This is a genomic window from Aquicoccus porphyridii, assembly GCF_008369105.1.
GTDB classification, from domain to species: Bacteria; Pseudomonadota; Alphaproteobacteria; order Rhodobacterales; family Rhodobacteraceae; genus Aquicoccus; species Aquicoccus porphyridii.
Genome location: NZ_VINQ01000014.1, coordinates 23,497 through 42,557, shown reverse-complemented (window position 1 = coordinate 42,557; position 19,061 = coordinate 23,497). Strand labels below are relative to the sequence as shown.

23 protein-coding genes are annotated in these 19,061 nt (G+C 58.9%); 16 read left to right on the top strand and 7 right to left on the bottom strand.

Annotation, left to right across the window (positions count from 1 at the left end; translation table 11 throughout):
* The first annotated feature begins 23 nt into the window (after positions 1 to 23).
* Together FLO80_RS15970 and FLO80_RS15965 are read left to right on the top strand one after the other, a co-directional pair.
* Positions 24 to 932 carry a D-amino acid aminotransferase gene (locus FLO80_RS15970; RefSeq protein WP_111364267.1) on the top strand — a complete coding sequence of 303 codons (909 nt, stop codon included), beginning with the start codon at positions 24 to 26 and terminating at the stop codon, positions 930 to 932.
* Complete coding sequence (locus FLO80_RS15965) at positions 932 to 1,645, top strand: sulfotransferase-like domain-containing protein (protein ID WP_111364269.1); 714 nt, start codon at positions 932 to 934, stop codon at positions 1,643 to 1,645. Before FLO80_RS15970 ends, FLO80_RS15965 begins: the two co-directional genes overlap by 1 nt.
* 129 nt (positions 1,646 to 1,774) lie before the next feature.
* Here the strand turns inward: FLO80_RS15965 and FLO80_RS15960 are convergent, their stop codons facing one another.
* Complete coding sequence (locus FLO80_RS15960; RefSeq protein ID WP_111364271.1) at positions 1,775 to 3,004, bottom strand: argininosuccinate synthase; 1,230 nt, start codon at positions 3,002 to 3,004, stop codon at positions 1,775 to 1,777.
* A gap of 101 nt (positions 3,005 to 3,105) precedes the next feature.
* On the opposite strand from FLO80_RS15960, the gene ilvA reads away from it, so the two are divergent.
* Entirely contained in the window at positions 3,106 to 4,353 is a 1,248-nt protein-coding gene (ilvA, locus tag FLO80_RS15955) for a threonine ammonia-lyase IlvA (protein ID WP_111364273.1), read from the top strand.
* Between the two features lie 28 nt (positions 4,354 to 4,381).
* Here the strand turns inward: ilvA and FLO80_RS15950 are convergent, their stop codons facing one another.
* Positions 4,382 to 4,714, bottom strand: coding sequence for an Hpt domain-containing protein (locus FLO80_RS15950; protein WP_111364275.1), 333 nt, complete (start codon positions 4,712 to 4,714; stop codon positions 4,382 to 4,384).
* Positions 4,715 to 4,912: 198 nt separating this feature from the next.
* Here FLO80_RS15950 and FLO80_RS15945 point away from each other — a divergent pair, with 198 nt between their 5' ends.
* A complete protein-coding gene (locus tag FLO80_RS15945; protein WP_246156703.1) occupies positions 4,913 to 6,181 on the top strand; it encodes a PP2C family protein-serine/threonine phosphatase in 1,269 nt (422 codons plus the stop codon).
* On the opposite strand, the gene FLO80_RS15940 is transcribed toward FLO80_RS15945, so the two are convergent.
* Positions 6,163 to 6,606 carry an NUDIX domain-containing protein gene (locus tag FLO80_RS15940; RefSeq protein WP_111364279.1) on the bottom strand — a complete coding sequence of 148 codons (444 nt, stop codon included), beginning with the start codon at positions 6,604 to 6,606 and terminating at the stop codon, positions 6,163 to 6,165. The genes FLO80_RS15945 and FLO80_RS15940 overlap by 19 nt on opposite strands.
* 76 nt (positions 6,607 to 6,682) lie before the next feature.
* Here FLO80_RS15940 and hslO point away from each other — a divergent pair, with 76 nt between their 5' ends.
* The 5 genes from hslO to FLO80_RS15915 all read left to right on the top strand — a co-directional run bounded on the left by hslO (position 6,683) and on the right by FLO80_RS15915 (position 11,225).
* Entirely contained in the window at positions 6,683 to 7,681 is a 999-nt protein-coding gene (hslO, locus tag FLO80_RS15935; protein ID WP_111364280.1) for an Hsp33 family molecular chaperone HslO, read from the top strand.
* Complete coding sequence (locus FLO80_RS15930) at positions 7,668 to 8,270, top strand: CoA pyrophosphatase (protein WP_111364282.1); 603 nt, start codon at positions 7,668 to 7,670, stop codon at positions 8,268 to 8,270. Before hslO ends, FLO80_RS15930 begins: the two co-directional genes overlap by 14 nt.
* On the top strand, positions 8,270 to 9,433 hold the full coding sequence (locus FLO80_RS15925; protein ID WP_111364284.1) for a CCA tRNA nucleotidyltransferase: 1,164 nt from the start codon (positions 8,270 to 8,272) through the stop codon (positions 9,431 to 9,433). The genes FLO80_RS15930 and FLO80_RS15925 overlap by 1 nt, the downstream gene beginning before the upstream one ends.
* 252 nt (positions 9,434 to 9,685) lie before the next feature.
* Positions 9,686 to 10,660: a class I SAM-dependent RNA methyltransferase gene (locus FLO80_RS15920; RefSeq protein ID WP_342781743.1), complete on the top strand. Its 975-nt coding sequence runs from the start codon at positions 9,686 to 9,688 to the stop codon at positions 10,658 to 10,660.
* Positions 10,661 to 10,730: 70 nt separating this feature from the next.
* Complete coding sequence (locus FLO80_RS15915) at positions 10,731 to 11,225, top strand: L,D-transpeptidase family protein (protein WP_111364938.1); 495 nt, start codon at positions 10,731 to 10,733, stop codon at positions 11,223 to 11,225.
* A gap of 4 nt (positions 11,226 to 11,229) precedes the next feature.
* On the opposite strand, the gene dalA is transcribed toward FLO80_RS15915, so the two are convergent.
* Positions 11,230 to 11,742, bottom strand: coding sequence for a divisome-associated lipoprotein DalA (dalA, locus tag FLO80_RS15910; protein ID WP_111364295.1), 513 nt, complete (start codon positions 11,740 to 11,742; stop codon positions 11,230 to 11,232).
* A gap of 159 nt (positions 11,743 to 11,901) precedes the next feature.
* Between dalA and FLO80_RS15905 the strand changes: the two genes are divergently transcribed.
* Both FLO80_RS15905 and FLO80_RS15900 read left to right on the top strand, forming a co-directional pair.
* Entirely contained in the window at positions 11,902 to 12,504 is a 603-nt protein-coding gene (locus FLO80_RS15905) for a L,D-transpeptidase (protein WP_111364297.1), read from the top strand.
* A gap of 147 nt (positions 12,505 to 12,651) precedes the next feature.
* Positions 12,652 to 12,834, top strand: a complete 183-nt coding sequence (locus tag FLO80_RS15900) for a hypothetical protein (protein ID WP_111364940.1) — start codon at positions 12,652 to 12,654, stop codon at positions 12,832 to 12,834.
* A gap of 75 nt (positions 12,835 to 12,909) precedes the next feature.
* Here FLO80_RS15900 and hemH read toward each other — a convergent pair whose 3' ends face one another.
* Both hemH and FLO80_RS15890 read right to left on the bottom strand, forming a co-directional pair.
* Entirely contained in the window at positions 12,910 to 13,974 is a 1,065-nt protein-coding gene (gene hemH / locus FLO80_RS15895; RefSeq protein WP_111364299.1) for a ferrochelatase, read from the bottom strand.
* 54 nt (positions 13,975 to 14,028) lie between these two features.
* Positions 14,029 to 14,850 (bottom strand): methyltransferase domain-containing protein, encoded by an 822-nt coding sequence (locus FLO80_RS15890; RefSeq protein ID WP_111364301.1) that lies wholly within the window; start codon positions 14,848 to 14,850, stop codon positions 14,029 to 14,031.
* A gap of 3 nt (positions 14,851 to 14,853) precedes the next feature.
* Between FLO80_RS15890 and FLO80_RS15885 the strand changes: the two genes are divergently transcribed.
* The 4 genes from FLO80_RS15885 to FLO80_RS15870 are packed head-to-tail and all read left to right on the top strand — an operon-like array spanning position 14,854 to position 17,173.
* On the top strand, positions 14,854 to 15,594 hold the full coding sequence (locus FLO80_RS15885; RefSeq protein WP_111364303.1) for a double zinc ribbon domain-containing protein: 741 nt from the start codon (positions 14,854 to 14,856) through the stop codon (positions 15,592 to 15,594).
* 38 nt (positions 15,595 to 15,632) lie between these two features.
* Entirely contained in the window at positions 15,633 to 15,890 is a 258-nt protein-coding gene (gene grxC, locus FLO80_RS15880; protein ID WP_111364305.1) for a glutaredoxin 3, read from the top strand.
* 6 nt (positions 15,891 to 15,896) lie between these two features.
* A complete protein-coding gene (locus FLO80_RS15875; protein WP_111364307.1) occupies positions 15,897 to 16,733 on the top strand; it encodes a carbon-nitrogen hydrolase family protein in 837 nt (278 codons plus the stop codon).
* Positions 16,730 to 17,173: a MarR family winged helix-turn-helix transcriptional regulator gene (locus tag FLO80_RS15870; protein ID WP_111364309.1), complete on the top strand. Its 444-nt coding sequence runs from the start codon at positions 16,730 to 16,732 to the stop codon at positions 17,171 to 17,173. The genes FLO80_RS15875 and FLO80_RS15870 overlap by 4 nt, the downstream gene beginning before the upstream one ends.
* On the opposite strand, the gene ubiG is transcribed toward FLO80_RS15870, so the two are convergent.
* Positions 17,170 to 17,916 (bottom strand): bifunctional 2-polyprenyl-6-hydroxyphenol methylase/3-demethylubiquinol 3-O-methyltransferase UbiG, encoded by a 747-nt coding sequence (gene ubiG, locus FLO80_RS15865; protein WP_111364311.1) that lies wholly within the window; start codon positions 17,914 to 17,916, stop codon positions 17,170 to 17,172. The two genes, FLO80_RS15870 and ubiG, sit on opposite strands and share 4 nt — an antisense overlap.
* Positions 17,917 to 17,965: 49 nt before the next feature.
* Here ubiG and pip point away from each other — a divergent pair, with 49 nt between their 5' ends.
* On the top strand, positions 17,966 to 18,934 hold the full coding sequence (gene pip / locus FLO80_RS15860; protein ID WP_111364313.1) for a prolyl aminopeptidase: 969 nt from the start codon (positions 17,966 to 17,968) through the stop codon (positions 18,932 to 18,934).
* The last annotated feature ends 127 nt before the right edge of the window (positions 18,935 to 19,061 follow it).

The following is a 19,061-nucleotide window of genomic DNA, read 5'->3' as shown; positions in this document are numbered from 1 at the left end:
CGTCCCAACCAAAGGAGACCGCGATGCAAGACCACGTCACCACCCACCAGGCCCAAGAGGACGCCCGCAACGAAGAGATCCTCATCTGGCTCAACGGCCGCCTCGTCCCCAAGGCGCAGGCCATGGTCAGTGTCTATGATTCCGGCTTCATGCTCGGTGACGGCGTGTGGGAGGGGCTGCGCCTCTACAACGGCACATGGGCCTTTCTCGATGAACATATGGACCGCCTGTTCGAGGCCGCCAAGGCCATCGACCTCGACATCGACATGACGAGGGACGAGGTGATTTCCGCCTTGTTAGAGACGCAAACTGCCAATGACATGCACACCGACGCCCATGCCCGCCTGATGGTCACGCGCGGTGTGAAAACCCGCCCGTTCCAGCACCCCTCGCTCTCGCGCCAGGGGCCGACCGTCGCCATCATCATGGAACATTCGCGCCCGTCCATCCCGCGCCCCATCCGCCTTGCCACCGTGCCCCATATCCGCGGGTTGCCAATGACGCAGGACCCCAAGCTCAACTCCCATTCCAAGCTCAACTGCATCCTCGCCTGCATCGCCGCCGAAAAGGCCGGTGCCGACGAGGCGCTGATGCTCGATGTGCATGGCTTCGTGAACACCACCAACGCCTGCAATTTCTTCATCGTCCGCAAGGGCGCGGTCTGGACCAGCACGGGCGATTACTGCATGAACGGCATCACCCGGCAAAAGGTCATCGACCTCTGCCGCGCAAACGGCATCCCGGTTTACGAGCGTAATTTCTCCCTCGTCGACACCTATGGCGCGAACGAGGCGTTCCTTACCGGCACCTTCGGCGCACAGACGCCAGTGGGCGAAATCGACGGTCGCCAGATCGGCACCGGCGAAATGGGTCCCGTCACCCACCGCCTGCGCGCGCTCTACAAGGCGCTCATCGACAAGGAGGCCGCCTGATGCGCATCGCCATGTGGTCCGGCCCCCGCAACCTCTCGACCGCGATGATGTATGCATTCGGCGCGCGACCCGATTGCGCGGTGGTCGATGAACCCTTCTATGCCGCCTACCTCGCGCAAACCGGTCTCGCCCACCCGATGCGCGACGAAATCCTTGCCGCGCAACCGCGAGACCCCGCCCGGGTCGTTGACGAATTGTTAGGCCCTGTTCCGGGCGGAAAGCCGCATTTCTATCAAAAACACATGACCCAGCACATGCTGCCCGCGATCCCGCGCGACTGGATGTCGGAAACGGTCAATGTCTTCCTCATCCGCCACCCCGCCCGCGTGGTCGCCAGCTTCGGCGCGAAATACGACAACCCCACGCTCGACGATATCGGCTTTGCCCAGCAGGCCGAGCTTTTCGATCATGTCCGCGCCATCGGCCAGACCCCCATCGTGATCGACAGCGCCGACATCCGCCGCGCCCCCGAGACGATGCTGCGCAAACTTTGCGACGCCATCGGCCTGCCCTTCGATCCGGCGATGCTCTCCTGGCCGGCGGGCGGGCACAAGGATGATGGCGTCTGGGCGCCGCATTGGTATGGCGCGGTTCATGGCTCGACCGGCTTTGCCCCGGCCGAAGGTCCGCTCCCCGAGCTGCCCCCGGATCGTGCCGAAATGGCCCGGGCCGCGCTGCCGTTTTACGAAAAATTAGCGGACGTTAAGATTTGATTGCCAAAATCGACCGTTCGCCCGGTTAACCCCGGGAATCCAGATTTTCGGCAGCCGGAAAACAGCCGGGGGGTGCGCGCATGTCACCCCCCTTGCCCCGCGATCCGGGGCCTCGTTAACCATAGGCGGTTATTCGCCGTCGACCCGGTTTTTCCGCATCGCCAACAGCCGCAACCGCAGCGCGTTGAGCTTGATGAACCCGGCCGCATCCTTCTGGTCATAGGCGCCCGCGTCATCCTCGAATGTCACATGCTCTTCGCTGTAAAGCGAATAGTCCGACCAGCGCCCGACCGTCCGGGCCAAGCCCTTGTAAAGCTTCAACCTTACGGTCCCGGTCACGTAATCCTGGCTCTTGTCGATCAGCGCCTGAAGCATCTCGCGTTCGGGGCTGAACCAGAACCCGTTATAGATCAGCTCGGCATATTGCGGCATGATCTGATCCTTGAGATGCATCGCGCCGCGATCCATCGTGATGCTCTCGATCCCGCGATGCGCCTCAAGCAATATCGTGCCGCCCGGCGTCTCATAGATGCCGCGCGATTTCATCCCGACGAATCGCCCCTCGACAAGATCAAGCCGCCCAATCCCGTGCTTGCGACCATATTCATTCAATGTTGTCAGTATGTTGGCAGGGCTCATCGCCGCGCCGTTGATGCTCACCGCATCGCCTTTTTCAAAGCCGATCTCGATGAATTCCGGCTGATCCGGCGCATCCTCGGGATGCACGGTGCGCTGGTAAACGTAATCCGGCGCATCCACCGCCGGATCTTCCAGAACCTTGCCCTCGGACGAAGTGTGCAACAGGTTCGCATCGACCGAGAACGGCGCCTCTCCACGCTTGTCCTTGGCGATCGGGATCTGGTTTTTCTCCGCGAAATCAAGCAGTTTCGTCCGGCTTGTCAGATCCCATTCCCGCCACGGCGCGATCACCCTGATATCGGGGTTGAGCGCATAGGCCGCCAGTTCGAACCGCACCTGATCATTGCCCTTGCCCGTCGCCCCATGCGCCACCGCATCCGCGCCGGTTTCCGCCGCGATCTCGATCAGGCGCTTGGAAATAAGCGGCCGCGCAATCGAGGTGCCCAAGAGGTAAAGCCCCTCGTAAACCGCGTTCGCCCGGAACATCGGAAACACGAAATCGCGCACGAATTCCTCGCGCACATCCTCGATATAGATGTTTTCCGGCTTGATCCCCAACATCTCGGCCTTTTCGCGCGCGGGCTCCAGCTCCTCGCCCTGGCCCAGATCGGCGGTAAAGGTCACGACCTCGCAACCATATTCCGTCTGAAGCCATTTCAGGATGATCGACGTATCAAGGCCACCGGAATAGGCCAGCACAACTTTCTTCGGCGCGGACATCGCTGTTCCCCTCGTTTGTTTGCCCGCGCGATAAAGGGTTTTCTGCGGCAGGGCAAGGTGCGGGGCTTGCCTGCAATCGCGCTCTGCGCCACACAGGAGAAATGAGCTCGCAACAGGATTTCCATACCCGCGCCCGTGCGGCCGAACGCGCCATGCGACAGGTGTTCCCCGAAACCCCGTTGCAACGCAATGTTCACCTTTCCGAAAGATTCGGCTGCGATCTTTACCTCAAGCGCGAAGATCTTTCGCCGGTGCGGTCCTACAAGTTGCGCGGTGCATTCAACGCGATGCGCAAAGTTCTGGATGTGGCACCCGCGTCGCGCCTCTTCGTCTGTGCCTCTGCGGGCAACCACGCGCAGGGGGTGGCCTTCATGTGCCAGCATTTCGGCGTGCAGGGCGTGATCTTCATGCCGGTGACAACACCGCAGCAGAAGATCCAGAAAACCCGCATTTTCGGCGGGGGCGCGGTCGAAATTCGCCTGACTGGCGACTATTTCGACGACACACTGGCCGAAGCGCAACGCTTCTGCGCGACCGAGGGCGGGCATTTCCTCGCCCCGTTCGACGATGAAGACGTGATCGAGGGCCAGGCCTCTGTCGCCGTGGAAATCGCCGACCAGTTCGGCGGCGCACCCGATCACATCATCCTGCCCGTCGGCGGCGGCGGGCTTTCGGCTGGCGTATGCCAGTATTTCGGTGATGCGGTGCACTATAGCTTTGTCGAACCAGAGGGCGGCACAAGCCTCGCCGCCGCGATCCGCGCAGGCGCGCCGGTGACGCTCGACCGGGTTGACAGTTTCGTCGATGGAGCCGCCGTCGCAAGGATCGGAAAGGCCCCCTTCAGGACGTTGAAAAAATTCGATATTTCAAACGTCTACGCGGCCCCCGAAGATCGCATCTGCACCACGATCCTTGAAATGCTGAATGTCGAGGGCATCGTTCTCGAACCCGCCGGCGCGCTGGCCATTGACGTGCTCGCCGACATGGCCGACCAGATCGCGGGCAAGCGGGTCGTCTGCATCACCTCGGGCGGCAACTTCGATTTCGAACGCCTCCCCGAGGTCAAGGAACGCGCCCAGCGGTTTTCAGGGGTCAAGAAATACTTCATCCTCCGCCTCCCCCAGCGCCCCGGCGCGCTCAAGGAGTTTCTCAGTATCCTCGGCCCCGAAGATGACATCGCGCGCTTTGAATACCTCAAGAAATCGGCGCGGAATTTCGGCTCGGTGCTGATCGGAATCGAGACCTCGAAACGCGAAAATTTCGATACGCTTCTGACCCGGCTGGACGAGGCCGGGTTCACCTACAGGGACATCACCAACGACAATATCCTGGCCGAGTTCCTGATCTGACAGGACCGCCGCAAACGGACCCGGAATGTCACGCTACGCCGCGATCCGCCAACGTCTTCAGGAAAGCAGCCTTGGACGCATCGTAGGTCTGGATAACCTCGCAAAGGTCGATCGCCCCGTGATCCCCGATAGCCGCCGCTGCCTCACCTTTGGCACAAAGCTCTGAAAAGTTTGAGAATCCAAGGTTCAGCGCACTCCCCTTGAGGAAGTGCAGACAGCATTCAAGCTTGTCCACCGGCAACCCCGCCCGCAGCTTTTCCATGGCGTCTTCCACTTCCTCAAGAAACAGATCAACGACTTCGTCGAAATCCTCTTCACCGATGTCGTTACGAAGTTCATCCACCTTGGTCCAGTCAATCATTGGTCCATCTCACGCGTGTTTTGCATGAGCAAACCATGCAACGACAACATTAAGCGATCCTTTCCATCCGGCCGACTCTTCGATGATGTAGATGGTGTTTTAACATTCATGCAGCGTTAAATTACTTGCTGTTATGCCGGTCCGAATGATCCCTCGGGACTTGTCGCAACAGGCTGGCACATGACACGAAATCCACGAATGGATGCCCCGCTCCAAGGCGGAACGGCCCCGGTGCAGGACCGCGCGTCACGCGTTCTCGTGGTCGACGACAGCCGCCTGCAACGCCATATCCTCAAGGTATCGCTCAAACGCTGGGGATACGAAATCCTCGAAGCGGAATCCGGCTGCGAAGCTCTTGAAATCTGTCACGAAACCGAACCCGACATGGTGATCAGCGACTGGATGATGCCCGGTATGAACGGGCTTGAATTCTGCAAGGCATTTCGGGAGATGGAGCGCGAAAGCTATGGCTATTTCATCCTGCTCACGTCGAAAAGCGAAAAGCAGGAAGTGGCGCTCGGCCTCGACAATGGTGCCGATGATTTCCTGACCAAACCGGTGAGTGCGGCGGAACTGCGCGCGCGCCTCAATGCCGGTGAGCGTATCCTGCGCATGGAACGCGAGCTCACGGAAAAGAACCGTCTCATCAACAGCGCATTTCAGGAAATTCAATCGCTCTACTACTCGATCGACAGCGATCTGATCGAAGCCAAGAAGCTCCAGCAGTCGCTCGTCCGTGAACGGTTTCGCGATTTCGGTGCCGCGCAGGTCTCGCTCATGCTGCACCCAAGCGGCCATGTCGGGGGCGATCTGGTCGGGTTCTTCCCGGTGAACGCAACAAGGATCGGCCTCTTCTCGATCGACGTCTCGGGGCATGGAATCAGCTCGGCCCTGATGACCGCCCGGCTGGCGGGTTATCTTTCCTCCACCGCGCCCGAACAGAACATAGCGATCGAGGCCGTTTCCGGTGGCGGGCAAAGACCGATCAGCCCGGCCAAGGTGATTGAAAACCTAAATCAACTTGTCCTGAATGAAATGGACACCGAACACTATTTCACCCTGCTTCTCGCCGATGTCGATCTGGCAAGCGGGCGTGTGCGCATGGCGCAGGCCGGGCATCCGCATCCGCTGGTCCAGCGTGCCGATGGCACGATTGAACAGAACGGACCCGGGGGCTTGCCGGTCGGATTGCTCCCCGGTGCTTCCTACGATGAGTTCACCGTTACCCTGCAACCAGGTGATCGGCTCATGATTTTCTCGGACGGCATCACCGAATGCCCGGACCCTGATGGCAACCAGCTCAACGAAGACGGTCTTGAGAGCGTCCTGCACAGACTTTCCGACACGCGCGGCATCGCCCTTCTCGAATCCATGATCTGGAAATTGTCGGATTTCGCCGGTGGCGACGGTGATTTTCCCGACGATGTTTCGGCTGTTCTTCTGGAGTATCAGGGTTTTGCGAAATAACGCGCAACAAACATCCTGTCCCCCGCATTGCCAAGCTCCCGGGCAGCAAGGTCCGCGCCCATCCATACCGGCACATGATGTTCCTCGGGTGCATTGGCGAGACACCGCACCGGCCGTGCCAAGAAAATCTCACACAACTTTTCGGCCCAGATATCGTATTCCGGCATATAGGTGAAACGGCGAAATGCCCCAAGCCGCCGCGGCGATGCGATCTTCCAACCGGTTTCCTCAAACACTTCACGATGCAATGCGTGGAGCGGCGACTCCCCGGCTTCGACACCGCCGCCGGGCAATTGCAATTCTTCGAAAGGCGCCATCTGGAACGTCAGGAGCAGATCTCCACCACGAGGCAAGACCGCATAGACTCCACGCCGTAAGACATACCGCCGTGACCCTGTGGGCGGCGCACCGATCCTGCGAATCATCGGCTTTCTCTTGGACCTTCCGTTGCCGCTCCTATATTCACGCGATATGCCAAGGATCGGCCGGTAAGGAAACCCCATGACTTTCGGAACTCAAATCACTTGGGACGACTCGGTTTTGCCGTTCCAACTCGACAATTCAGACATTCGCGGACGCGTCGCACGGCTTGACCGAACCCTTGAGGGTATCCTCGCCCAGCATGATTACCCCCCGGTTGTCGAGGCCCTAGTCGCGGAAATGGCAATTTTGACCGCTCTGATCGGTCAGACGATCAAGCTGCGCTGGAAGTTGTCGCTTCAGGTTCAGTCGAAGGGCCCCGTGCGCATGATCGCCACCGACTATTTTAGCCCTTCCAAAGAAGGCGAGCCCGCACGGCTTCGGGCCTATGCCAGCTTTGACCGCGAGAAACTGGGCAAGGGCAGACCCTTTGACCAGGTCGGGGAAGGCTATTTCGCGATCCTGATCGACCAAGGCAAAGGCATGACACCCTATCAAGGCATCACGCCGCTTGCAGGTGAGTCTCTCGCCGCCTGCGCCGAAGCCTATTTTGCCCAGTCCGAGCAGTTACCGACCCGGTTCTCGCTGAGTTTTGGGAAGTCGACCGAAGCCGGTGGCACCGAACACTGGCGCGCAGGCGGCGTCATGCTTCAGCACATGCCCAAGGCTTCGCCCTTGGCCAAGGGGCAAGAGGGCTCAGGCGAGAGTGGGCTTCTGCTGGCAGGTGATCTGATTGACGGCGAAGACGGTGAAAACTGGAACCGCGCCAATCTTCTTCTCGATACAGTGGACGATCTTGAACTCATTGGCCCGTCCATCACACCCACCGATTTGCTGGTGCGCCTGTTCCACGAGGACGTTCCCCGCGCCTTTGACGCACAACCCGTGCGTTTCGGCTGCACCTGCTCGGAGGACCGTGTGAGGCAGAGTCTTTCGATCTATTCGGCCAAGGATATCGAGAAAATGACCACCCAAGATGGGCGGGTCACCGCGGATTGCCAGTTTTGCGGGCGCCATTACGATCTCGACCCCAAATCACTCGGCTTCGAGGCGCAGGAGCAATCGGATGGCAAGGCATGACCCGTTCGGTTCGGTGCGTGCAGCCCTGAACCGGCAGGGAGGCCCATCGTCCGACTTCGATCTGAACCCCGACAGTCTTCTGCCCGCGGGGCGCCAACTGCGGTCCGCGGGCGTTCTGGTCCCACTTGCCGAAGAGCGCGGAAACCTGCATGTGATCCTGACCAAACGGTCCTCCGCGCTCAAGCATCACCCGGGGCAGATCGCTTTTCCGGGGGGCAAGGTCGACCCGGGCGATACCGACGAAGCGGCCGCTGCCTTGCGCGAGGCACATGAAGAAATCGGCCTCCACGCATCGAATGTCGAGGTTCTGGGCACGCTGCCAACACATGAAACCGTCACCGGCTTCATCATGACTCCGATCGTCGGTCGGGTCATCAAGCCGTTTGACACCCGGCCCGAACCCGGAGAAGTCGACGAGGTATTCTCGGTTCCATTGCCCCATCTTGCCGACGTTTCCCGGTTCTCGGTTCAGTCGCGGCGGTGGCTCGGACAGAGACGATACTATTACACCGTGCCCTACGGCCCTTATTATGTCTGGGGCGCCACGGCGCGCATCCTGCGCGGATTGGCCGAACGGATGGCAGGCTGATGCAGATCACCGGAGACTGGTTCAGAAATGCGCATACGCAGGCGGTTTGTCGCGCTCTGACCGATTCCGGTTACCAAGCGCTCTTTGTCGGTGGCTGTGTTCGCAATGCCCTTCTGGGCAGGCCAGTGAACGATATCGACATCGCGACCGATGCGACCCCCGAAACGGTCATGGCGCTTGAGGAACAGGCCGGTTTCAAGGTGGTTCCAACGGGAATCGACCATGGCACCGTCACCGTGGTCTCCGGCAGCATTCCACACGAGATCACGACCTTTCGCCACGATGTTGAAACCGACGGTCGCCGTGCTGTGATCGCCTTTGCCAGCAATGTAACAGACGACGCGCGGCGGCGTGATTTCACCATGAACGCGCTCTACGCCGACCCCGATGGCACGATCATAGACCCGCTTGGCGGTCTGGCCGATCTTGAGGCCCGGCGCGTTCGTTTCATCGAAAATCCGGTCGATCGTATCCGTGAGGACTACCTGCGCGTGTTGCGCTTTTTCCGGTTTCACGCCTGGTATGGCGACGCTCTGGCCGGGATCGACCCCGAGGGCCTTGCTGCGGTTGCCGACCACCTGGAGGGTCTTGGCGCATTATCACGCGAACGGGTCGGCGCCGAGATGAAAAAGCTCCTGAATGCGCCCGACCCGGCGCCATCCGTCGCCGCGATGCGTGCGACCGGTGTTCTGGGCATCATCCTGCCCGGTGCCGACGACCGCGCGCTTGCCCCGCTTGTCCACGCCGAGGCCTCGCTGGACATCGAACCTGATGCGATTCGTCGGCTCGCTTGCCTTGGCGGGGAAGACGTGCCCGAACGTCTGCGCCTTTCACAAAAGGAGACCAAGCATCTGGCCGCCTTGCAATCCGCGTCCGGGACAACGGAATCGCCCGCTGTTGTGGGCTATCGGCAGTCTTTCGCAATTGCCCGGGACATCATCCTTTTGCGCGCAGCTGTGTTTGGGCAGGCGCCCAATCCCGTTGACCTTGATGCCGCCCGAAAGGGCGCAGAAGCACAATTCCCGGTTCGGGCGCGAGATTTGATGCCAGAGTATCAGGGTCCAGCCCTCGGGAGACGCATGAAGGCGCTTGAAGAGGCGTGGATCGCCTCGGGGTTTCAGCTTTCGAGCAAAGCGCTCCTCGCCCTGCCCGATGAAGGCTGAGAGATGCAACGTTTCACGATTGAACGACTTGGCCAGCAGGGTGACGGAATCGCCCCGGGACCAGTCTTTGCCCCACTTGCGCTACCCGGCGAAGAGGTGAGCGGATCACTTGACGGTGACCGCCTTGTCAATATGCGCATTCTGACCCCCTCGCCCGGGCGTGTTTCACCACCTTGTCGGCATTTCAAATCCTGTGGCGGATGCCAGTTGCAGCACGCATCTGACCCATTGGTCGCCACATGGAAAGTTGAGATGGTGAAACAGGCGCTGCGCGCTCATGGTCTGTCTGCCACATTCCGCCCGATCGTCACATCGCCCCCACAATCGCGTCGGCGTGCCGTGTTTTCTGCCCGGCGCACCAAGAAATCTGCACTCGCCGGGTTCCATGCCCGGGCATCGGATCAGATCATCGCCACACCAGACTGCAAACTGATCGATCCTGCCCTGCTTGCCGGTCTACCCGTGGCTGAACGGCTTGCAATGATCGGTGCCAGCCGAAGAAGCGAGTTGAATGTCACGGTCACCGTGTCGAACAATGGGCTCGATGTTGCAGCTTTGGGCGGCCTCAAGGCCGATGGTCCCATGCTGGTTGATCTGGCGCACGCGGCCGAAGAATCAGATCTTGCCCGGTTGACTTGGAATGACGAGGTCATCGTCTCGCGCCGCCCGCCAACTCAATCATTTGAAACGATTGAGGTCATACCACCCCCCGGCGCATTCTTGCAGGCAACGAGAGAAGGTGAATCTGCCTTGCGCGACGTGGTCCACGAGATCGTTTCCGGCGCGAAAGCCATCGTCGATCTATTCGCAGGATGTGGCACATTCGCACTCCCCTTGGCGACACAGGCCCGGGTTCATGCGGTCGAGGGCAGCCGCGACATGGTTCAGGCGCTCGACGCGGGATGGCGAAAAGCAAATAATTTGAAGCAGGTCACAAGCGAAACGCGCGATCTGTTTCACAATCCGCTCCGCGCCGAAGACCTCTCGGACTTCGACGCCTGCGTCATAGATCCACCCCGCGCCGGTGCCGAAGCCCAGACCCGGGAGCTTGCCCGCGCAAGGCTCTCACAAGTCGCCTATGTCTCCTGCAACCCTCGCAGTTTTGCCCGAGACGCCGCGCTGCTGGTTGCCGAAGGATATACGCTTGACTGGGTCCAGGTGGTTGACCAGTTTCGTTGGTCCACGCATATCGAGCTTGCCGCTTCGTTCTCTCTCACATCGGCGTGAACCACAAGAAAATGATAACGGCGCAACCGATAACATAGTAAACAGTACCAAAACATTTTGGGGCAGTATGATGCGGATCATCCAGTTTCTTGCACTTGCACTGGTTCTGGCTGGCTTGGCGGGATGTTCGTCCAAATTCCGGACCTATAACGGCCCCGAGGTCACGCATGTTGTCGTCAACAAGGGAGATCGGGCAATGTATCTCCTGCATCACGAGAAGGTATTGAAATCCTATCGTGTCGGCCTGGGTTTCGCACCTGCGGGTCACAAACGCTTTGAAGGCGACGGGAGAACGCCGGAAGGCACATATATTATCGACCGGCGCAATCCAAACAGCGAATTCCATCTATCCATCGGTGTGTCCTACCCAAACGAGGCCGACCGCGCCTATGCCAGTTCAAAAGGGCGCGATCCCGGTGGTGACATCTTTATCCACGGCCGCCCTTGGAAGAACCGAAAGGGCGGCCAAGACTGGACCGCTGGATGCATCGCTGTCACCAACAAGGAGGTAGAAGAGATTTACGCTATGGTTCGAGACGGTACGCCGATCACGATCAACCCCTGAGGACTCATGATCCCATGATCATGGTCCACCAGATTTTGCCGTTTCGTTCTTGAAACCACGAGAATCCAAGATTCCTGGCGCGGCTGTCGAGGATGATCCGGCGCGTATCCTCTTGCTCCATCCACGCGCCCAGCGTTTCCAACTCGGTCTCGTAGGTCTCGGAAATCAATTCACCCAGCATCTCGCCCCTGTATCCGGCGCGCTGCACACGATCGACCGGCGACGAACCATCCGACCCGAAATGCCAAGGCCGATTCTGGACTGACATGTCCCGCGAATGCGTTGCCGCCGCCGCATTCAATTGCGCATCAAGCTCGACAGCCGGAGCACCGGCCGCCTGCCGCAGGGCATTGACCGAATCAAGAACACGGAACTGGATCTTCGCCGTTGATCCTGCCGATATTCGGTACAGCCTTGGAAGAGGCTTTCCATCCGGACCAAGCTGTGGCGCCGTGGTCGTCGTGCACGCTTGCAGCAGGAAAAGGGACGCAAGCAGAAAACCGAAGAGTCGAGTCATGATACCATCCAAATCTTGTTTTCTATGCCATAGCTTGACCGTTACACCTTTCAAACCCACATCGGCGTGTGTTGGCACGATGACGCTTGTTTGAATTGCGACTGCGTCTTTCACGCAATATGGTGGAACACTATCTACCGGTGACATGACGAGGACGCAATGAACCGTAACCCGATGAATAACATGAATCGCCGCGGCTTTGTTGCCGGCGGCGCAGCGATACTGGCAACACCAGCAATCGCTCAGAACATTGATGGGGCGGAGACCGTAGAGGTCGAACGTGATCTCAGTGAGGTGGTGCGCCGCAATATCTCGAGCTTCCGTTCCCTCGACTGGCAACCCTATTTCTCCAACCTGAGAAATGGTGCTATTCTGGTCGATATTTCATCGCGCGCGTTGCATTTCTGGTCTGAGGATCAGTCCATCTACAAGCTCTACCCTACCAGTGTTCCCATCACCGAAGACCTGACACGCCTCGGTCGAACCAAGGTTGTGCGCAAGGTCGTTGGCCCAAGCTGGCGACCGACACCCGCTATGAAAGAGCGTAATCCCGAATGGCCCGATTTTGTGGGCCCTGGGCCGGATAACCCTCTGGGAACGCACGCGCTCTATCTCAGCTGGACCTATTACCGCATCCATGGCACACACGATACACGCAAGATTGGCCGCCGATCCTCCAACGGATGCATCGGTCTTTTCAACGAGCATATCGCAGAGCTCTTCAAGCTGACCAAAGTAGGCACACAAGTGTTGCTTATTTGACGACATCTTGACCGCCACAGAATGCTCGGGGCCAAGATAGGTTTGCAATCGCTCGGGTTTGCTGGTTAGAGGGTGGTACGAGGTAAGTCTTGAGTGCTTGCCATCTGTCATAACTGCCTGATGGTAGGCGAATATCTGGAGGATAACATGAAGAAACTCGTTCTGGCTGCTGCCCTGACCGCTGCTGCTTCGACCGCTTATGCTGGCTCGATGGCCGATCCCGTGATCGAAGCACCGGTGATCGTGGAAGAAGCTGCAGGCTCGTCGGCTGGCGGCATCATCATCCCGCTGCTCGTTCTGGCCGCGATCGTTGCCGTTGCTGCGGACTGATCGCAACATCGTCTCGAAATAGAAAAGGCGGCGGGTACATCCCGCCGCCTTTTTCTTTTGGGACGACCGTGAGTCTCAACCAATCCAGCCCTTCAGATTGTCCGCGATGATGTCCGATAGAACCCCTATATGTGCTGGCTCGGCATTTAGGCACGGAACGTAAAGAAAACGCTCCCCTCCGGCCTCGACAAAACTCTCCTGAATTTCTTCATTGATCTCTTCCAGCGTCTCGATGCAGTCGGCGGAAAAGGCTGGCGCGATGATCGCAATGTTCTTCTTGCCCTCTTCACTGGCAAGTCTTGCAACTTCTTCCACCGTATAGGGGCGCAGCCATTCTTCGGGTCCAAAGACCGACTGGAACGTGGTCGTAATCTTCTCGTCAGACCATCCCAGCCGCTCTTTCAAGAGTCGTGTCGTCTTTTGACACTGGCAATGATAGGGATCCCCCTCAATCAGATACCGCTTCGGCATCCCGTGGTAGGACACAACAAGAAGGTCAGGCGCTGTTTCCGCCTTGGAATACGCGGTTTCAACCGATTGCGCGAGTGCATCGATATATTTCGGGTTATCAAAATAGGCTGGAACGGTGCGCGCGGCGGGCTGCCATTTTTCCTTCATGAGCGCACGAAAGAACTGATCATTCGCCGTGGCGCTCGTGGCACCGGCATATTGCGGGTAAAGCGGAAAGAAGAGCAGCTTTGTGCAGCCTTTTGCAACCATCTCGCGCACCTTGGATTCGGTCGATGGATTGCCGTAGCGCATGCAAAAATCAACCTCGACCTCATCACCGAAACGCTTGTCGATCTCTGTGGCAATCGCCGCAGTCTGATCCTTGGTGATACTCATCAAAGGGCTTTCGCCCCTTTCTTCGTTCCAGATCGACTTGTAGGCCGCACCACTGGAAAACGGCCGCTTGGTCAGAATGATAAGCTGCAGGAGCGGCTGCCATTTCCATGCCGGGTAATCGATCACGCGTCTGTCTGACAAGAACTCGTTGAGATAGCGCCGCATCGACCAGTAATCATAACCATCCGGCGTTCCGAGGTTGGCAATGAGAACACCGATCTTCTGGCGTGGTATCCTTGGATGATCGGCTGCCGCATGCGCGGGAACCTTTAGGTCCGGATTGTCATTTTTCATTGCCTGCCCCTAAGAAAATCGTTCCTTGGACAGATATAGCTTTGGCAAAACAGGTCAATCTTTCAGCGGGTTTTCTTTTACGTTCAACGCCTCGGCCAGACGTGTCTGCGCGGAACCTGGGCGCAAAGGCTGAGGTTGCTCGGGATCGGGCGCCCATCCTAGCAAGAAGATCAGTTCGAATGTCGCGGCAAGACGTCCGCCTTCTTCGGCATAGGCATCGGCATAGATTTCAGCGGCACGTTCAAAAACCCTGCGTCGTGTCGGGCGTTTGAGACGGCCATTCAGAGCATTCGTCTCGCCCATGCCGCGCAAGTCACGGATCAGGTCGCTCAACGTTTCATAGCTTGCCCGAATGGCCACGCTATCGGCAACCGGCAGAGCAAAACCTGCCCTTTGCAGCAAACCGCCAAGATCCCGTATCTCGGCCATGGGAGCAACGCGCGGAGAGAGACCGCCCACCACATCAGCCTCGGCCTGAGCAATCGACGCACGCAGTTCCGCAAGGGTCTGCCCACCAAACAGAACACCCAGGAAAAGACCGTCGGGGCGCAGTGCATGGCGGCTCTGGATCAATTGGCCGACAGGATCATTCGCCCAGTGGAGCGCCATCGCGTGTATGACCAGATCATGGGCGCCCGCTTCAAGCATAAGGGTATCATCATCCGCGATCACCGGCGCGTTCGGAATCACATTGTGCCAAAAGTCACCTTGCCCCGACACGATCACCGGCTTGTTAAACCCTTTGTTAACCATCCCAAGGCGATCCTTGAGTTCGTCGGCTGCGATCTCGTGAAGAAAACTCACCGGTGCGTGTGCAGCACGGCGGCGATTGCGTAGCAGCGCTGCGCGGTCGGTCAGGGGGGCCGGACGGTTCATCGCATGAAGAATAGGGGCGTCAGGGTGAAGATTCAAACTATGTTACAGATCCTTTATCCCCCCCGATGCATCAATTGCGGTGACATGGTCGAGAGCGACTTCGGCCTTTGCGGCAAGTGCTGGCGCAACACTCCGTTCATCGAGGGGCTGTGTTGCGATCTTTGCGGCACGCCTCTTCCCGGTCAGTCGAGCGAAACCGAGTTCTGTGACGACTGCCTGACCAGACCGCGCCCGTGGATCAGGGGACGAGCCGCTTTCTGCTACAACGATATCGGGCGCAAACTTGTCCTTGCCCTCAAACACGGGGATCATCAGGAAATCGCCCGACCTGCCGGTTTATGGTTGACGCGTGCGGCACGACCTATCCTGCATCACCAGATGATTATCGCGCCGATACCACTTCACTGGACGCGGATGATCAAGCGCCGGTTCAATCAATCTGCTCTGCTTGCACAGGAACTTGCCAAGAATACCGGGCACCCTTGTTGCCCTGATCTTCTCGTACGGCACATCCGAACCAAGAGCCTTGAGGGACAAGGGCATGAAGCCCGATTTGAAACGGTCACCGGCGCCATAAGCCCCCACCCGAAGCGCCGCCACCACATGATCGACCGTTCGGTTCTTTTGGTTGACGACGTGATGACATCGGGCGCGACGATGGCCGCGGCCGCCGAAGCCTGCCTTGCGGCCGGGGCAAGCGATGTTTTCTCGCTGGTACTGGCACGAGTTGCAAAGCATGACTAAATCCACGACAAACATGGAAATGTGTCGAGGACGTCATCATGAAACCCGTGGAAATCTATACATCACCAATGTGCGGCTTCTGCCATGCCGCGAAAAGGCTGTTGAACCAGAAAGGCGTTCAGTTTTCAGAAGTCGACATATGGGCGGAACCGGGCCGGAAAGCCGAAATGATGCAACGCGCTGGCGGGCGCCATACGGTGCCGCAGATCTTTGTCGGAGAGACCCATGTCGGCGGGTGCGACGAACTTTACGGGCTGGAGCGGGCCGGGAAACTCGACCCGTTGCTGGAAGCGTAACAAGTGATGCGCGCGGCCCTGATCCAGATCACGTCAGGAGAAGACCCAAGCGCCAATCTTGACGTTGTTCGCGCCAGCCTGCGTGAGGCCAAGGCGGGCGGAGCGGAGTTCGCCTTGACCCCCGAAGTGACCAATTGCATCTCGGGCAGCCGCGAGCATCAGGCCAGGATATTGCGGTTTCAAGAGGATGACGCGACCCTCGCGGCGATCCGCGAAGACGCACAGGCTCTGCGGCTTTGGGTCTTGATCGGATCACTTGGGATCAAGACGCATGACGCCGACGGGCGCTTTGCCAACCGGTCCTTTCTCATTTCTCCGCAAGGGGAAATTGTTGGTCAGTACGACAAGATCCATATGTTCGATGTGGATGTTTCAGAAGCCGAAACCTACCGCGAGTCGGCCCATTACCGCCCTGGGAACAGGGCTGTCTTGGCCGATACTGCCTTTGGCAAGGTGGGGATGAGCATCTGTTACGATGTGCGTTTTGCATATCTTTACAGGGTCTTGGCACAAGCCGGCGCAACGATCCTGACCGTTCCCGCGGCATTTTCCCCCGTCACCGGCGCGGCGCATTGGGAGCCCTTGTTGCGCGCACGCGCTATCGAGACAGGGTCATTCGTTCTGGCTCCAGCGCAAACCGGGTTGCACTATGTCAAGGATGGCAAGGAACGCCGCACCTACGGGCATTCCATGGCGATCTCGCCTTGGGGCGAGGTTTTGGCAGATGGTGAAACCGACTGCGGCATCAGTTTCGTTGACCTCGATATGGCGCAGGTGACACAGGCACGGCAACGGATTGCCGCGCTGACCCACGACCGGAGCTTCGACGGGCCGTCGCCATGAGTGACCCGAGCAACGCCCTTGCCGTCGCCCTTTTCAGCGAGATCCTGACCGCGGATCAACTGATCCGGAACCGGTTGTCGCGAGTCTTGCCCAAGGGCATGGAAATCTCGCATTTTTCTGTGCTCAACCACCTTGCCCATAGCGGTGACGAACGCACACCGGCGCAATTGGCCAAGAGTTTCCATGTGACCAGGGGGGCGATGACCAACACGCTGGGAAAACTGGAATGGGCTGGCTATGTCCATATCCGCCCCGATTGGGACGATGCGCGGCGCAAATGGGTTGCAATTAGCCCGGCCGGACGGCGCGCACGCGATGCGGCGATTGCGGCAATCGGCCCCATGATCGCGGAGATGATCGGCGAGTTGGGCGATGGCAAGGTCCGGGCCGTTTTGCCGATCCTGCGCGAATTGCGGCTAAAGCTGGAAGACGATGGTTAGATCGGTTTCACGCTGGCGGTGACATAATTTACGCTCAGATCTCGATCCGAGATCGACCATTGCCAGCTTATCGGATTGAAAACAAAACCCTTTTTGTCGACAGGGCGCAGACCGGCCTTTTCGATCAGGTCGAAAAGCTCATCGGGTGTGATAAACTTGTTCCATTCGTGGGTGCCCTTGGGAAGCCAACGCATCACGTATTCTGCCCCGACGATCGCCATGGCAAAGCTCTTGGGGTTCCGGCTGATGGTTGAACAAATATGCAGCCCACCCGGCTTCAGAAGTTGGCGACAGGCGGTGAGATAGGCGAGCGGGTCGGCGACATGCTCGACCACCTCCATGTTCAGGACAACGTCGAACTGCTCGCCCGCCTCGGCCATGGCTTCGGCTGTGGTGTGTCGATAGTCGATTTCAAGGCCCGATTGTTCCGCATGAATTTGCGCGACGGGGATATTCCGTTCCGCGGCATCCGCGCCGACCACTGTGGCGCCGAGCCGCGCCATCGGCTCGGACAAGAGACCGCCACCACAGCCGATATCGAGAAGACGCAGGTCGGCGAAGGGCTTGGATGCATCGAGATCGCGGTCGAACTCGCCCGCGATCTGGCGCGTGATATAGTCGAGCCGGCAGGGATTCATCAGGTGCAATGGCTTGAACTTACCGGTCGGATCCCACCATTCGGCAGCCATCGCCTCGAACTTGGCGACTTCGCCCGGATCGACAGTATTCGGAGCGGCTTGCATTCTGCTCTCCATATGCTCAACTTGACACGCCCTATCATATAGGACGGTCATGGACAAATTCGGAGCCCATAAACCCGCGACAGATTATCTCTATCCTCAAATCGCACCATTCGATCAGCGAATGCTCGAGGTTGGCGATGGTCACAAGGTATATGTCGAACAATCGGGCAACCCTGAAGGGCAGCCCGTCGTCGTGTTCCACGGCGGGCCGGGCGGCGGGTGCAGCCCGGCAATGCGGAGATATTTTGACCCCGCACATTACCGCGTGATTCTGTTCGATCAGCGCGGTTGCGGTCGTTCGACACCATTTGCGAGTGTCGAGGCGAATACGACGTGGCATCTGATCCGCGATATCGAACTTATCCGCGAAAGTTTAACGATAGATCAATGGATCGTGTTCGGCGGCTCCTGGGGGGCGACGCTGGCTCTGATCTATGCGCAAACCCATCCCGAACGCGTGCAATACATGGCGTTGCGCGGGGTTTTCATGGCAACTCGGAAGGAACTCGACTGGTTTTACGGCGGGGGCGCCGGGCAGTTCTGGCCCGATGTGTGGGACCGGTTTCGCGGGATCATCCCGAAGAGTGAACATCACGACCTGATCTCGGCCTATCACAAGCGCCTTTTTTCCGGTGACAAACCCGAGGAACTGCGCTTTGCGCGGGCTTGGTCGGCTTGGGAAAATGCTTTGGCATCAGTGCGTTCCACGGGCGCGGTGGGTGAGGGTGGGGGGGAGTATGCGCATGCGTTTGCGCGGTTGGAGAACCACTATTTCATGAACGCGGCGTTTCTGGACTATGACGGCCAACTGCTGGATCAGGTTGACAGGATGGCCGACATTCCCGGCGTGATCGTGCAGGGGCGGCTCGACATGATCTGCCCACCGGCCACGGCCTATGCCCTTGCAAAGAAATGGAAAAAGTCGGATTTGCGCTTGATTCCGGAGGCCGGTCACGCCCTGTCGGAACCCGGGATCAGTGCCGAACTGGTGCGGGTCATGGATGCGCTGCGACGCTGAGCGCGGTCGGTTAACCTTTGGCCGAAATCGTCGAAATCAGGGGGGGTGATATGCGTATGACTCCCGGCTGTTCCCCGGCTGCCGCCCGATTTGCCGGGTCGCGTTAACCAAATCCGGGCCAATCACG

Coding starts and splice junctions, on each gene's coding strand:
- FLO80_RS15970 (WP_111364267.1), top strand. CDS start 24: ATGCAAGACCACGTCACCACCCACCAGGCCCAAGAGGACGCCCGCAAC.
- FLO80_RS15965 (WP_111364269.1), top strand. CDS start 932: ATGCGCATCGCCATGTGGTCCGGCCCCCGCAACCTCTCGACCGCGATG.
- FLO80_RS15960 (WP_111364271.1), bottom strand. CDS start 3,004: ATGTCCGCGCCGAAGAAAGTTGTGCTGGCCTATTCCGGTGGCCTTGAT.
- ilvA (WP_111364273.1), top strand. CDS start 3,106: ATGAGCTCGCAACAGGATTTCCATACCCGCGCCCGTGCGGCCGAACGC.
- FLO80_RS15950 (WP_111364275.1), bottom strand. CDS start 4,714: ATGATTGACTGGACCAAGGTGGATGAACTTCGTAACGACATCGGTGAA.
- FLO80_RS15945 (WP_246156703.1), top strand. CDS start 4,913: ATGGATGCCCCGCTCCAAGGCGGAACGGCCCCGGTGCAGGACCGCGCG.
- FLO80_RS15940 (WP_111364279.1), bottom strand. CDS start 6,606: ATGATTCGCAGGATCGGTGCGCCGCCCACAGGGTCACGGCGGTATGTC.
- hslO (WP_111364280.1), top strand. CDS start 6,683: ATGACTTTCGGAACTCAAATCACTTGGGACGACTCGGTTTTGCCGTTC.
- FLO80_RS15930 (WP_111364282.1), top strand. CDS start 7,668: ATGGCAAGGCATGACCCGTTCGGTTCGGTGCGTGCAGCCCTGAACCGG.
- FLO80_RS15925 (WP_111364284.1), top strand. CDS start 8,270: ATGCAGATCACCGGAGACTGGTTCAGAAATGCGCATACGCAGGCGGTT.
- FLO80_RS15920 (WP_342781743.1), top strand. CDS start 9,686: ATGGTGAAACAGGCGCTGCGCGCTCATGGTCTGTCTGCCACATTCCGC.
- FLO80_RS15915 (WP_111364938.1), top strand. CDS start 10,731: ATGCGGATCATCCAGTTTCTTGCACTTGCACTGGTTCTGGCTGGCTTG.
- dalA (WP_111364295.1), bottom strand. CDS start 11,742: ATGACTCGACTCTTCGGTTTTCTGCTTGCGTCCCTTTTCCTGCTGCAA.
- FLO80_RS15905 (WP_111364297.1), top strand. CDS start 11,902: ATGAACCGTAACCCGATGAATAACATGAATCGCCGCGGCTTTGTTGCC.
- FLO80_RS15900 (WP_111364940.1), top strand. CDS start 12,652: ATGAAGAAACTCGTTCTGGCTGCTGCCCTGACCGCTGCTGCTTCGACC.
- hemH (WP_111364299.1), bottom strand. CDS start 13,974: ATGAAAAATGACAATCCGGACCTAAAGGTTCCCGCGCATGCGGCAGCC.
- FLO80_RS15890 (WP_111364301.1), bottom strand. CDS start 14,850: ATGAACCGTCCGGCCCCCCTGACCGACCGCGCAGCGCTGCTACGCAAT.
- FLO80_RS15885 (WP_111364303.1), top strand. CDS start 14,854: ATGAAGAATAGGGGCGTCAGGGTGAAGATTCAAACTATGTTACAGATC.
- grxC (WP_111364305.1), top strand. CDS start 15,633: ATGAAACCCGTGGAAATCTATACATCACCAATGTGCGGCTTCTGCCAT.
- FLO80_RS15875 (WP_111364307.1), top strand. CDS start 15,897: ATGCGCGCGGCCCTGATCCAGATCACGTCAGGAGAAGACCCAAGCGCC.
- FLO80_RS15870 (WP_111364309.1), top strand. CDS start 16,730: ATGAGTGACCCGAGCAACGCCCTTGCCGTCGCCCTTTTCAGCGAGATC.
- ubiG (WP_111364311.1), bottom strand. CDS start 17,916: ATGCAAGCCGCTCCGAATACTGTCGATCCGGGCGAAGTCGCCAAGTTC.
- pip (WP_111364313.1), top strand. CDS start 17,966: ATGGACAAATTCGGAGCCCATAAACCCGCGACAGATTATCTCTATCCT.